The sequence below is a fragment of the Arsenicicoccus sp. UBA7492 genome (genome assembly GCF_002479615.1).
Lineage (GTDB): Bacteria > Actinomycetota > Actinomycetes > Actinomycetales > Dermatophilaceae > Arsenicicoccus > Arsenicicoccus bolidensis.
Genome location: NZ_DLOE01000048.1, coordinates 213,002 through 225,971 on the forward strand (window position 1 = coordinate 213,002; position 12,970 = coordinate 225,971).

Consider the following 12,970-nt stretch of genomic DNA (forward strand, 5'->3'; position numbering starts at 1 on the left):
GTGGTGATCGCCGCCCCCGGGTCGGGCAGCGGCAAGACGATGATCACCACGGGCATGCTGGCTGCCCTGTCCCGCAAGGGGATCCAGGTGTCGCCGCACAAGGTGGGTCCCGACTACATCGACCCGGGCTATCACGCGGCCGCGTGCGGTCGGGTCGGGCGCAACCTCGACCCGCACCTGCAGGGCGTCGACCGCGTGGTGCCGCTGCTGCTGCACGGCGCGACGGTCCCGACCCTGGCGGACGTGGCGGTGGTCGAGGGCGTCATGGGGCTCTTCGACGGCCAGCTGGGCGCACGGGGATTCGCGTCGACGGCCCACATCGCGACGCTCACCGCCTCGCCCGTCGTCCTCGTCGTGGACGGCGCGCACACGTCGCGCTCGGTGGGCGCGACGGTCCTGGGCTACTCACGGTTCGACCCCGCGGTGCGCATCGCCGGCGTCATCCTCAACAACATCGCCTCGCCGCGTCACGAGGCCGAGGCGCGGGACGGCATCGAGGAGACGGGGATCCCGGTCATCGGCTGCGTGCCCCGCGTCCCCGAGGTCGTGGTCCCGTCGCGGCACCTCGGACTGGTCCCCGCCGCCGAACGTTCGCCGGAGGCCGCGGCCGCCGTCGACGCCCTCGCCGACATGGTGAGCGCGCACGTGGACCTCGACGCCTTCCTCGAGATCGCTGGTGCCGCACCGGATCTCGAGGGGGAGCCCTGGTCGCCGTCCGACGCGCTCGGCCCCCTGGCCGCGCCGGCCGGGTCGCGAGGACGCGTCGCGGTCGCCGGTGGACGGGCCTTCACCTTCGGGTATGCCGAGACCACCGAGCTCCTCGCCGCCGCCGGGCTGGCGGTGGAGGTCTTCGACCCGCTCGTGGACGCCGAGCTGCCCTCTGGCGTGTCGGGACTGGTCATCGGGGGCGGCTTCCCCGAGGTCCACGCGCTCGAGCTCGCCGCCAACGTGCCTCTGCTGCGGTCCATCCGGGAGCTGGCCGAGGCAGGAGCGCCGGTGAGCGCCGAGTGCGCCGGACTGCTCTATCTCGGGCAGACCCTCGACGGGCACCGGATGGCCGGCGTCCTGCCGACGCACGCGGAGTTCGGCCACCGTCTCACGCTCGGCTACCGGTCGGCGGTGGCGCTGACCGACTCGGTCCTCGGACCGGCCGGCGCCCGGGTCACGGGCCACGAGTTCCACCGCACGCAGGTCGTGTCCGGCGACACCGACCACGCGCCGGCGTGGGCGTGGGCCGACCGCGACGGCGGCCACCGGGCCGAGGGGGTCGTGCAGGGGAGCGTGCACGCGTCCTACCTGCACGTCCACTGGGCCGGGCAGCCGCACCTGGCCCGCTCCTTCGTGGGCCGGCTCACCGGTGCGCTGGTGGACGCACCATGACGACCCCCGACCAGCCCCCGCACCCCGCAGCTGGCCATCACGGCGACATCGACGCGCGCGGCGCCCGCCTGGACCTGGCCGTCAACGTGGCCGTGGACCAGCCGCCGGCGTTCCTCGCCGAGGCGATCGCCCGCGAGATCCCGCGCCTGGCCGCCTATCCCGACGCCGCGCCGGCGACCGCGGCCCTGGCGGCCGAGCTCGGGGTGCCCACCGAGTGCGTGCTCCTGACCAACGGGTCCGCCGAGGCCTTCACCCTCGTCGCCCACCTCACGCGATGGCGCGCACCACTCGTCGTCGAGCCGCAGTTCACCGAGCCCGGGCAGGCGCTGCTGCACGCCGGGTCGGCGTTCACCGCCCACCTGCTCGACCGGGCCGACCGCTGGGCGCTCGACCCGGCCGCGATCGAGGCGGGATGCGGCTCCGCAGCGAGCCCGGTGGCGCCCGACCTCGTCGTCGTCGGCAACCCGACCAACCCCACCTCACGGCTGCACCCACGCGCCGAGCTGCTCCGCCTGGTGGATCCCGCCACCACCCCGCCCGATCGCGTCCTGCTCGTGGACGAGGCCTTCCTCGACGTCGCCACGGACCCGACGCAGACGCTGGTGCGGGACGCGGCGTCCGGCACCCACAGGACCAACGCCCCCCTGACCAGCGCCGGCCATTCCAACGCCGACCTGACCAACGCCGGCCTGACCAGCTCCGGCCATACCAGCGGCGACCGGACCAGGCCGATCATCGTGACCGGCAGCCTCACCAAGACCTACGGGCTGGCCGGCCTGAGGGCGGGCTACGTCGTGAGCTCGCCGGACGTCGTCCGTCGGCTGCGCGACCACCAGCCGCACTGGTCGGTGAGCTCGCTCGCCCTCGCCGCCGTGCTCGCCGTCTGCACCCCGCAGGGCCGCGACTTCCGCGACGCGCAGCGAGAGCGCCTGCGCCGCAACGCCGCCCACCTCGCCGACACGCTGCGCGCGCGAGGTCTGCACGTGCCCGTCGATCCCGACGGACCGTTCGTCCTCGCCCAGCACCCCCGCGCCGCCGCCCTGCGAGAAGGACTGCGGGCCAAGGGGATCGCCGTGCGACGAGGCGACACCTTCCGGGGGCTCGACGACACCTGGCTGCGGTTCGCCGCGCGAGACGCCGGCCCCGTGTCCGAGCTGGCGGGCGGCATACGGGCCGTCCTGGAGGAGATCCCATGAGCACCAACGCCTTCGACGACGCGCGACGCAGCGCCGTCTACGACGTCATCCGCGAGCGACGGGACATCCGCTCGACGTTCACCATGGACCCGATCGACGACGCAGCCCTGACGCGGGTGCTCGCCGCCGCGCACATGGCGCCGAGCGTCGGGTTCAGCCAGCCGTGGGACTTCGTGCTGGTTCGCGACGAGGAGCGACGACGGCGCATCCAGCGCCTCGCCCAGCGGCAGCGCGACCGGTTCGCCGCGAGCCTGCCGAGCGAGCGGCAACGGATGTTCGACGGGCTCAAGATCGAGGCCATCTGCCAGACCCCGCTCAACGTCGTCATCACCTGCGACCCCACGCGCGGCGGCCCGCACACCATCGGACGCCACGCCGACCCCCGGATGACGAGCTTCTCCACGGCCACCGCGGCCCAGAACTTCTGGCTCGCCGCCCGCGCCGAGGGTCTCGGCGTGGGCTGGGTGAGCTTCTTCGACCCGCACGAGCTGGCCCGCGAGCTGGGCCTGCCCGAGCACCTGGAGGTCGTGGCCTACCTGTGCGTCGGCCACGTCAGCGCGTTCCCGCCCGCCCCCGAGCTTCAGACGACGGGCTGGGCCCGCCGCCGGCCGCTCGCGTGGGCCGTGCATGATGAGAACTGGTCCACCCGCACCCTTCCCGGAGGAGCTCCCGTGTCCCTGCTCGACGAGACGATCGCCGCCATCACGCCTGCCGACGCCGCGGTCCTCGCGAGGGCGCAGGAGCGCCAGGCGCAGCTGACCAAGCCCCCCGGGGCGATGGGGCTGCTGGAGTCCACCGGCGAACGCGTCGCGGCGGCGTGCGGCACCTGGCCTCCGGCACCGCCGTCCCCCGTGGCCCTGGCGGTCTTCGCCGGCGACCACGGGGTGCAGGCCCACAGCGTCTCGCCCTGGCCGCAGGAGGTCTCCGTGCAGATGGCGGCCAACATCGCGACCGGCGGGGCGGTGTGCAACGCGGCCGCCCGCCAGGTCGGTGCCGAGGTCGACGTGATCGACGTGGGCCTGGCCACTGACCTGCCCGCCATGCCCGGCCTGCTCGTGCGCAAGGTCGCCCGCGGCACCGCCGACATGACGCAGGGCCCGGCCATGACCCTGGAGCAGGTCCACGAGGCCATCGAGGTCGGCATCGACGTCGCCCGCGACCTGGTCGCCCAGGGCAACCGCCTGCTCCTGGCGGGCGAGGTCGGCATCGGCAACACGACCCCGGCCGCCGCGCTGATCTCGGTCTTCACCGGGCGCGCGCCCGAGGAGGTCACCGGTCGTGGCGCCGGGCTGGACGAGGCCGGCCGCGCCGCCAAGGTCGCCGTCGTCGAGCGCGCCATCCGCACCAACGGCGCGACCAGCGAGGACCCCGTCGCGGCCCTCGCGGCCGTGGGAGGCCTGGAGCACGCCGCGATCGTCGGCTTCCTGCTCGCCGCCGCGGCGCAGCGCACCCCCGTGATCCTCGACGGCGTCATCGTCTGCTCCGCCGCGCTGGTGGCCCAGGCCCTCGCTCCCGACTGCGTCGACTACCTCGTCGCGGGGCACGCCGGCGTCGAGCCCGGCATCCTGGCCGCGCTGTCGACCCTCGGGCTCGAGGCCCTCGTCGACCTCGACCTGCGGCTCGGGGAGGGCACCGGCGCCGCCCTCGCGGTCCCGCACGTCCAGCTCGCCGTCCGCATGCTCAGCGAGGTCGCGACCTTCGAGTCCGCCGGGGTGAGCGGCAAGGACGCCGAGGCCGGACGGGACGTGGCGGACGTCGAGGCCCACGCATGACCGCACCGGGCTGGCGGCTCGCCGGCGTCCCGGTCCTCGTGGCCGGTGGGGGGGCCGGGGCCTTGGCCGAGGTCGTCCAGCTGCGCGAGCGGGGCGCCGACGTCACGGTCGTCGCGCACGAGCTCGTCCCTGCGCTCGAGGACCTGGTCGACCGCGGCCTCGTCGCGCGCGGTGCGGACGTGACCGAGGCCGAGGTCGTGGCCGCCTCGCGCCTGGTCGTCGACGCCCGCACCCCCGCGGAGCGGTCCGAGGGGCCGGACGTGCTGCAGCTCGCCGCCGTGGCGGGCATCCCGGCATACGGCCTGGAGACGGACGGGCAGGCGACCGGGCAGGCGACCGGGCAGGAGGCCGGGGAGCGCGCCGGCTCGGTGGTCCTCGTGGGCGGCGGCCCCGGCGACCCCGGACTGCTCACCAGACGCGGGTATGACGCCCTCTGGGCAGCCGACGTCGTCGTCACGGACCGCCTCGCGCCGGTGAGCCTGCTCGCCGACCTCCCCGCGCACGTCGAGGTCGTGGACGTGTCAAAGATCCCCCGCGGCCGCTTCACGCCGCAGGAGGAGATCAACCGCGTCCTGGTGGAGCACGCCCTGCGCGGACGACGCGTGGTGCGGTTCAAGGGTGGGGACTCGTTCGTGTTCGGGCGCGGCTACGAGGAGGTCCTGGCCTGCCGCGAGGCCGGCGTGCCGGTCGAGGTGGTCCCCGGCGTCACGTCGGCCGTGTCCGTCCCCGAGCTCGCCGGCATCCCGGTCACCAACCGCGGGACGGTGCAGGGCTTCACCGTCGTCAGCGGGCACGCGGCCCCCGACGACCCGCGCAGCACCGTCGACTGGGACGCCCTCGCGCGCGCCGGCACGACGATCGTCGTCCTCATGGGCGTGGAGACGCTGCCGCGGATCGCCGTGGCGCTCCTGGCCGCCGGCCGTGACGACCGGACGCCCGTCGCCTGCGTCATGGACGGCGGGCTGCCCTCGATGCGCACCGTTCGCACCACCCTGGCAGCCCTCGCCGCCGACGGTGTGCCGGAGGGTCTGGTGCCCCCGGCGGTCACCGTCGTCGGAGACGTCGCCGCACTGTCCTGAGCGCCCACCGTGCCACCGCCCGGACTAGGGTTGGCGCCATGAGCAACGACGCCTACACCTGGTCCTACCTCGACGCCGAGGGCCGCCCGACGACCTCCGAGGCGCTGCCGGCGCTGACCTTTCCCAGCCAGGGCGAGGCCGAGGCGTGGTTCGCCCAGGAGTGGGAGGACGTCAAGGCCGCGGGCGTCGACGCGGTGACGCTGCTGCGCGGCGAGGACGTCGTCTACGGACCCATGTCGCTGCAGGCGATGGGGGAGTGACGGTGGCCGACCCGCTGCCCGCCGACCTGGCCCGCTCCCTGCAGCACCTGGTCGGCACGGCGCAGCACGAGTGGCGCAGCCCCGGCGTGAGCGCCGGGGTGGTGCGGGACGGGCGCCTGGTGTGGTCGACGCACGTGGGCTCGGCCCGGCTGGACGGGGAGCTCGTCCGCGGCGCCGAGGACGGTGATCGGGGCGCCCCCGCGCGCAACGCCGTCGACGACACCCAGTACCTCATCGGGTCGGTCACCAAGACCTTCAGCGCCGTCACCATCATGGCGCTGCGCGACCGGGGCCGGCTGTCGGTCGAGGACACGCTCGACGACCTGCTGCCCGGCACGCCGTTCGGCGACCTGACGCTGCGGTCGCTGCTTGCCCACGCCTCCGGCCTGCAGCGCGAGCCCGCCGGCCACCTGTGGGAGTCCTTCGAGGCCCCCGACGAGGACGGGCTCCTGCGTGACCTGGTCCGCGCCGAGCGCGTCCTGCCCCCGCAGCGGGCCTTCCACTACTCCAACCTCGCCTACGCGCTGCTCGGGCAGGTGATCGCCCGGGTCGAGGAGCGACCCTGGCAGGACGTCGTGCGCGAGGTCGTGCTCGACCCGCTCGGTATGACGCGCACCGGTCTCGTGCCGGACGAGCAGGACCGGGCGCACGGCTACCAGATCCACCCGCACGCGCGCACGGCGACCCTCGAGCCGGTGATCGACCTGCGCTCGACCGCCCCGCTCGGCGGCCTGTGGTCCACCGTCGCCGACCTGGGTCGTTACGCCGCGTTCTGCTCCGACCCGGGACGCTTCGACGTCCTGGCGCCGGAGACGGTCACCGAGATGTGCAGCCCGGTGATCATGGCGGACCCCGACGACTGGACCACGGGCCAGGGGCTGGGCTTCGGACTCTTCCGCCGGGGCGAGCGCGTCTTCGCAGGTCACGGTGGCGCCATGCCCGGCTTCCTGACCGGCCTGCGCTTCCGGCCCCGCGACCGGGTGGGGGCCGTGGTCTTCGCCAACGCGACGTCCGGTCCGGCACCCCTCGGCCTCGCGACCGACCTGCTGTGCGCCCTGCTGGACCACGAGCCCACCACGCCCTGCGTGTGGACGCCGTCGCGGCAGGACGACGAGCGTGGCGAGCTGCTGGGGCGGTGGTGGAGCGAGGGCTCGCCCCTGGACTTCGAGATCCGGGGGGACGCCCTGTGGTCCACGATGCCGGGGTCTCGCGGCGCCCTCGACGACACGCGCTACGAGCAGGTGGACCGCGATCTCTACCGAGCGGTCGAGGGACGCGAGCGCGGTGAGCGCCTGAAGCTCGTCCGCGACGCCGACGGACGGATCACCAAGCTCTACTTCGCGACCTACGCCGTCACGCGCGAGCCGCTGGCCTTCGCCGAGCTCCAGAGCAGGTAGCGGTAGCGACGAGCGATGCTCGCTGTGGTCCGGCGCCGGTCCTGAGGAGGGCCTGAGCAGGTCCTGACCAGGTCAAGGACAGGTCTAGAGCACCGGCCCGCGGCCCTCGCCGCGACGCCCCACGAGGTGCATCAGCGTGCCCATCCGGCGATACGGCTCGGTGCGGCCGAGGCGCTCCTCCACCGCCAGGATCTCGGCGAGCTCGCCCGGGTCCTCGGGGACCGGGGTGTCGACCGCCACGCCGTCGGTGAACGTCCGGATGCCGTACCAGTACTCCAAGGAGCACCGGATCCCTCCGAAGAACGCGCCGAGCCGCTCCAGCGAGTCGGCCCGGCAGCCGACACCGAGCTCGTTGGTGTAGCGCGGGTCGCGCCGGTCCCACCCTGACCGGTCGACCTCGTCCAGCACCGTGCGCGCCTGGGCGAAGTCGCCGCGCAGCACATGTCGCCAGGCCATGGCTCCGGCGTTGCGCGCCACCACGGAGACGATGCCGTCCACATGGACCCGCCGTCCCAGCGCACGGAGGGCGGGGTTGGGGTCGTCGACATACATGAGGACGCCGTGGCAGAGCACGGCGTCGAACGTGCGGCCCTCGAGGGCCGCCATGGTGTCCAGGGTCTCGAGCGAGCCGTCCAGGACGGCTATCCGGCCGCGGACGGCCGCCGGCTCGGCGGCGAGCGCATCCTCGCAGGCGGCGCGCATCTGGGGGTCGGGCTCCACGGCGACGACCTCGTAGCCCTGGCGGGCGAGGTGGATCGCCTGCGTCCCCTGGCCGGCGCCCACGTCGAGGACGCTCGCCGGGGGTAGGGCGAGGTGCACCTCGAGCTGGCGGCGGACGAGCTCCTGGCGCACGACGTTGCGCAGCAGCCCCTGGCGGTCGAGCCAGCGGTCGCGACCGGCGTCGAAGCCCGCCTCGGTCACCGGGGCTTCTCGCCCCGCTTGACCTGCGCACGGGGCACGCGCGTCGGGCGCAGCTGGAAGGCGCGCATCCCGGAGTAGAAACCGGCGCGCGGGGGCCAGATCTCGCCCGGGTGGGTGGCCGCGAACTTCCGCTTCATCGCGTAGTGCACGAGGGTCTGCTCGACGACGCCCAGCAGGATGACGCCGTAGGTCAGGACCATGACCGCCGTGATCAGGCCGGGGTTCTTGAGCTGCCCCACCAGCAGCGACAGGATCATCGCCACGATCAGCGCGGGCATCGTGAACTCCGCGATGTTCCACCGCGCGTCGATGTAGTCGCGCATGTAGCGGCGCGCCACGCCCCGGTCGCGGGGGAGCAGGGCCCACTCCTCGCCGCGCATCATGGCCTGCTGCTGCTTGGCGCGCTCCTCGCGGGACACGGCGCGGTCGCGCTGCGCGGCGGCCTTGCGGTCCGTCTCGATGAGCGGTCGCCGCCGGGCGGCCTCGGCCTCGCGCCGCTTGGGCGTGGGGCGGTTCTTGGCCCCGGGGCGGTCCGTGTGGGCCTGCTCCTCGAGCTGCTCGAGGGTCGCGGCCTCGGTCTTCTTGCGTCCTAGCACGAGGGTCAGCCTATCGGCCCACGAGGTCGCCGGCCGCACGGCTCACGGACGCCCGCTCGCCCGACGGTAGGCTCGACCTCGCCGATCGCCCTGCCGAAGGAGTCCTCGCATGTCCGTCCGTCCCGTCGTGATCTACGGCGAGCCCGTGCTGCACCGTCGCGCGGAGGCGGTGACCGAGTTCGACGACGCCCTCCGGGAGCTCATCGAGGACATGTACGCCACGATGGACGCCGCCAACGGCGTGGGCCTCGCGGCCCCCCAGATCGGTGTGGGGCTGCGGATCTTCACCTACGAGATGGCCAACGACGACGGCGTGCCGCACCGCGGGGTGGTGATCAACCCCGTGGTCACGACCTCCGGCAAGCCGTCCGAGGACCCGGACCCGCACGACGACGCCGAGGGCTGCCTCTCGGTCCCCGGCGAGTCCTTCCCCCTCGTCCGCCCGCTGCGCGCGCACGTCATCGGGCAGGACGTCGAGGGCAACCGGCTGGAGTGGGACGCGACCGGCTGGTTCGCTCGATGCATGCAGCACGAGTACGACCACCTCAACGGCACGTTGTACGTCGACCGGCTCGAGGGGCGCTGGGCCCGCAAGGGCAAGCGGATGCTCAAGGCGAACGGCTGGAACGTCCCCGGGCTGACCTGGATGCCGGGCGTCGACGCGGATCCCTTCGGTCATGACGACGTGGACGCCGACGGCGACGTCGAGATCGTGGAGGGGGCCCGGGGGTCGGACCAGGTCACGGTCCCGGAGGGCGGGGAGACCGAGCGCCGGTGAGGATCCTCGTCGCCCCGACCGCCTACCGCGGCACCCTGACGGCCGCCCTGGCCGCGGACGCGATCGCGCAGGGCTGGCGTCGTGCCGCGCCGCACGACCAGGTCCAGACCCTGCCGCTGTCGGACGGCGGCGAGGGCTTCGTCGACGTGCTCAGCAGCCTGCCCGGGGCCAGGACCTTGGCCACCACCGTGCGGGGCCCGCTGGGTGGGGAGGTGCCGGGCGTCGTGCTGCTGCTCGACGGCCCGAGAGGGACGGTCGCGTATGTCGAGGCCGCCCAGGCCTGCGGCCCCGCCCTCCTGCCGGCCGACAGCCGCGACCCCTGGCGCACCTCGTCCCACGGTGTGGGGCAGCTCGTGCGCGAAGCCATCGCGGCCGGCGCGTCCTCGGTGGTGATCGGTGTCCGGGACCTGCTGTGCAACGACGGTGGCTATGGCCTGTGGTGTGCCCTCGCCCGTCGACCGTCCCCCGACGATGGGCTGCCAGCTGGACCTCAGCACGAGGTCGAGGGTTTGGACTGGCTCGGCGACCTCCGTGGATCTCTGATCGAGGCCAAGGTCGAGCTCGTCGTGGCCACGCCGGACGAGCTGCCCCTGCTCGGGCTCCAGGGCACCTCGGCCCAGCAGGGACCGTCTCGAGGGGCGACCCCTGAGCAGGCCCAGGCCCTCGAGCGGAGGCTCGGAGCTCTCGTCGACGCCGTCGGACGTGTCGTCCCCGGCCCGACCGACCTGCTCACCGGCAGACGCCATCGTGTGGACAAGCTGGCGGGTGCAGGTGCGGGCGGGGGGATCGGCTATGCCGTGCTCGTCCTCGGCGGGACGGTGCAGCCGGTGGGCGAGGTCCTCGCCGCCGCGCTCGACCTCGACGATGCCGTGGCCGCCTGCGACCTGGTGGTGACGGGGGAGGGCCGGCTGGACTGGGCGAGCCTGCGCGGCCGGGTGCCCGCCGTGCTGGGCGAGACGGCGCTGCGCCACGCGCGGCCGGTGGTCGTCATACCCGGTCAGAGCCTGGTCGGGCGCCGGGAGTGCGCGGCGATCGGCGTGACGGGCATCTATCCCGTCGCCGACTCGATCACGGCCGTCCCCCGGGCGATGGCGGATCCCGCGGGCAGCCTCACCGCACGCGCCGAGCGGGTGGCCCGCACCTGGTCGCCCGCCCCGCCGAGCGCATCGGCCCCCGGCACCACGCCGCCCGGCTGACACCCGGCAGTCCTCCGCCGTCGCGCCCCCACATCTCGTCCGCGCGCCATTTCCGGGAACACGGAGCCGTGTGCGAAGGTTGTTGTTCGTATCCCGCCGACCTGTGCGGGGGATCCCGAACCATGGAGGAGACTGCTCATGAGTCTTCAGGACGACACCCAGACGCGCGCTGACTCGGTCGACGCTGCCACGCACGGGGTGCAGCTGACCGACGTCGCCGCCGTCAAGGTCAAGAGCCTGCTCGAGCAGGAGGGCCGCGACGACCTCCGGCTGCGCGTGGGCGTGCAGCCCGGCGGCTGCTCCGGTCTCATCTACCAGCTCTACTTCGACGAGCGCACCCTCGACGGCGACCTCGTCCGTGACTTCGACGGTGTCGGAGTCGTGGTGGACCGGATGAGCGCCCCCTACCTGGACGGCGCGTCGATCGACTTCGCCGACACGATCGAGAAGCAGGGGTTCACCATCGACAACCCCAACGCGGGCAGCAGCTGCGCCTGCGGCGACTCCTTCAGCTGAGCCGCACCCGCAGCACCACGAGCGGCACAGCACCACCAAGCACGTCGAGCGCCCGAGGGGCGGCACCGCGATCTCGCGGGGCCGCCCCTCTCGCGTCGCTCCGGTAGGGTCGGCGCGTGCAGATCCTCGTCACCGGGTCCATCGCGACCGACCACCTCATGACCTTCGAAGGCCGCTTCGCCGACTCCCTGCTCGTGGAGCAGCTGGACAAGATCTCGGTCTCCTTCCTGGCCGACCGCCTCGACATCCGGCGCGGGGGCGTGGGTGCCAACATCTCGTTCGGACTCGCCGCCCTGGGGCAGCGCCCGGTCCTCGTCGACGCGGTGGGCAAGGACTTCGCCGACTACCAGACCTGGCTGGTGGACCACGGGGTCGACTGCGACCACGTCCACCGCTCGCAGGACCAGCACACGGCACGCTTCGTGTGCACGACCGACCGCGATTTGGCCCAGATGGCGACGTTCTACGCCGGCGCGATGAACGAGGGCAACCGCATCGACCTGGCCCAGGTCGTCCGCGAGCTGGGTCAGGTCGACCTGGTGGTCATCGCCCCCAGCGACCCCGCGCGCATGACCCGGCACACGCAGCAGTGCCGCGAGCTCGGCGTCCCCTTCGCCGCGGACCCGTCCCAGCAGCTGGCGTTCATGGACGGCCCGGCCATCCGCGGGCTGATCGACGGTGCCGACTACCTGTTCACCAACGAGTACGAGCTGCACCTCGCCGCGCAGAAGACCGGGTGGACCGTCGACGAGATCACCGACCGGGTACGGGTCCGCGTGACGACGCGCGGCAAGGACGGCGCCGAGATCATTGCCCGTGGCCAGGAGCCCGTGCGGGTGGCGGCGGCGCTGACCGAGACGGTCGTCGACCCCACGGGCGTCGGTGACGCCTTCCGGGCGGGGTTCCTGGCCGGCGTCGCGGCCGGCCTGGGGCACGAGCGGTCGGCCCAGCTGGGCTCCATACTCGCCACGCACGTCCTCGAGACCACCGGCACCCAGGAGTACCACCTCGACCACGAGGGCTTCTACGCCCGGCTGGCGGACGTCTACGGCCAGGATGCCGCGGACGAGCTGGCCGCTGCGGTCACGCTGAGGTGACCCCGCCGGTCGAGCCGCCGCCGAGCCCCTGGCACCTCACGCTGGACGGCGCCGAGCCGGGGGAGGACGTCGTGGGCGTCGGCGCCGACCTGAGCCCCGGGACGCTCCTGGCGGCCTACCGCACCGGCATCTTTCCCATGGGTCTGGGGGAGGGCGGGCGAGGGCCGCTCGGCTGGTGGTCCCCGGACCCGCGCGGCGTCCTCGAGCTGGGTGACCTGCGGGTCAGCCGCTCCCTGCGCCGTTCGTGCCGGCGCCTCGAGGTGCGCGTCGACACCGCGTTCGACGAGGTCGTGGCCGGCTGCGCCGATCCCTCCCGCTCGGGGAGGTGGATCACGCCGGCCGTGGCCCGCGCCTACTCCGAGCTGCACGGGCTCGGCTGGGCGCACAGCGTCGAGGCATGGGACGGGGGCGAGCTCGTCGGCGGGTTGTACGGCATCGCGGTCGGGGGTCTGTTCGCGGGGGAGTCGATGTTCCACCGGACGACCGATGCCTCCAAGGTCGCGCTCGTCGGGCTGGTCGACCTGCTCACGGCTGACCTGGAGGACGTCCGCGCGTCCGGCGGTGACCGCCTGGTCGACGTTCAGTGGAGCACCCCCCACCTCGCCGGGCTGGGGATCACGGAGGTCCCGCGGGCGGCCTACCTGGCTCGCCTGCCCCGGCTCCTGCGGAGCCCGCTGCCGGCCGTATGGCGCTGAGCCGCCCGAGATCCGGGGTCGGAGCAGTGCGGCGCGACTCACATCACGAGTTGCCGAGCAACGGGTCCACGCGGCGTGTGCGGGGAG

General features: G+C 74.0%; 13 protein-coding genes. 11 read left to right on the forward strand and 2 right to left on the reverse strand.

What is annotated here, in order from left to right:
* Genes B4E97_RS15195 through B4E97_RS15220 form a run of 6 tightly spaced genes read left to right on the forward strand, consistent with a single transcriptional unit; the run spans position 1 to position 7,084 of the window.
* Positions 1-1,380: a cobyrinate a,c-diamide synthase gene (locus B4E97_RS15195; RefSeq protein ID WP_240483907.1), complete on the forward strand. Its 1,380-nt coding sequence runs from the start codon at positions 1-3 to the stop codon at positions 1,378-1,380.
* Positions 1,377-2,576: an aminotransferase class I/II-fold pyridoxal phosphate-dependent enzyme gene (locus B4E97_RS15200; protein ID WP_286960556.1), complete on the forward strand. Its 1,200-nt coding sequence runs from the start codon at positions 1,377-1,379 to the stop codon at positions 2,574-2,576. The genes B4E97_RS15195 and B4E97_RS15200 overlap by 4 nt, the downstream gene beginning before the upstream one ends.
* Positions 2,573-4,348, forward strand: a complete 1,776-nt coding sequence (gene cobT, locus B4E97_RS15205; RefSeq protein WP_286960557.1) for a nicotinate-nucleotide--dimethylbenzimidazole phosphoribosyltransferase — start codon at positions 2,573-2,575, stop codon at positions 4,346-4,348. The genes B4E97_RS15200 and cobT overlap by 4 nt, the downstream gene beginning before the upstream one ends.
* Positions 4,345-5,427 (forward strand): uroporphyrinogen-III C-methyltransferase, encoded by a 1,083-nt coding sequence (cobA, locus tag B4E97_RS15210; protein WP_286960559.1) that lies wholly within the window; start codon positions 4,345-4,347, stop codon positions 5,425-5,427. The genes cobT and cobA overlap by 4 nt, the downstream gene beginning before the upstream one ends.
* A gap of 38 nt (positions 5,428-5,465) precedes the next feature.
* Positions 5,466-5,687, forward strand: coding sequence for a hypothetical protein (locus B4E97_RS15215; protein WP_019287012.1), 222 nt, complete (start codon positions 5,466-5,468; stop codon positions 5,685-5,687).
* A gap of 2 nt (positions 5,688-5,689) precedes the next feature.
* The gene (locus B4E97_RS15220; protein ID WP_286960560.1) at positions 5,690-7,084 is read left to right on the forward strand and encodes a serine hydrolase domain-containing protein; all 1,395 of its coding nucleotides are present in this window, start codon (positions 5,690-5,692) and stop codon (positions 7,082-7,084) included.
* An 84-nt stretch (positions 7,085-7,168) separates the two neighbouring features.
* On the opposite strand, the gene B4E97_RS15225 is transcribed toward B4E97_RS15220, so the two are convergent.
* Positions 7,169-8,005: a methyltransferase domain-containing protein gene (locus B4E97_RS15225; RefSeq protein ID WP_286960562.1), complete on the reverse strand. Its 837-nt coding sequence runs from the start codon at positions 8,003-8,005 to the stop codon at positions 7,169-7,171.
* On the reverse strand, positions 8,002-8,601 hold the full coding sequence (locus B4E97_RS15230; RefSeq protein WP_286956635.1) for a DUF3043 domain-containing protein: 600 nt from the start codon (positions 8,599-8,601) through the stop codon (positions 8,002-8,004). Before B4E97_RS15230 ends, B4E97_RS15225 begins: the two co-directional genes overlap by 4 nt.
* Positions 8,602-8,710: 109 nt before the next feature.
* Between B4E97_RS15230 and def the strand changes: the two genes are divergently transcribed.
* The 5 genes from def to aat all read left to right on the forward strand — a co-directional run bounded on the left by def (position 8,711) and on the right by aat (position 12,883).
* Entirely contained in the window at positions 8,711-9,379 is a 669-nt protein-coding gene (gene def, locus B4E97_RS15235) for a peptide deformylase (protein ID WP_286960563.1), read from the forward strand.
* Positions 9,376-10,575 (forward strand): glycerate kinase, encoded by a 1,200-nt coding sequence (locus B4E97_RS15240; protein ID WP_286960565.1) that lies wholly within the window; start codon positions 9,376-9,378, stop codon positions 10,573-10,575. Before def ends, B4E97_RS15240 begins: the two co-directional genes overlap by 4 nt.
* 138 nt (positions 10,576-10,713) lie before the next feature.
* Positions 10,714-11,091 (forward strand): HesB/IscA family protein, encoded by a 378-nt coding sequence (locus B4E97_RS15245; RefSeq protein WP_019287018.1) that lies wholly within the window; start codon positions 10,714-10,716, stop codon positions 11,089-11,091.
* A gap of 116 nt (positions 11,092-11,207) precedes the next feature.
* Positions 11,208-12,188, forward strand: a complete 981-nt coding sequence (locus B4E97_RS15250) for a carbohydrate kinase family protein (RefSeq protein WP_286960566.1) — start codon at positions 11,208-11,210, stop codon at positions 12,186-12,188.
* Positions 12,185-12,883 (forward strand): leucyl/phenylalanyl-tRNA--protein transferase, encoded by a 699-nt coding sequence (gene aat / locus B4E97_RS15255; RefSeq protein ID WP_286956608.1) that lies wholly within the window; start codon positions 12,185-12,187, stop codon positions 12,881-12,883. The genes B4E97_RS15250 and aat overlap by 4 nt, the downstream gene beginning before the upstream one ends.
* Positions 12,884-12,970: the final 87 nt, after the last annotated feature.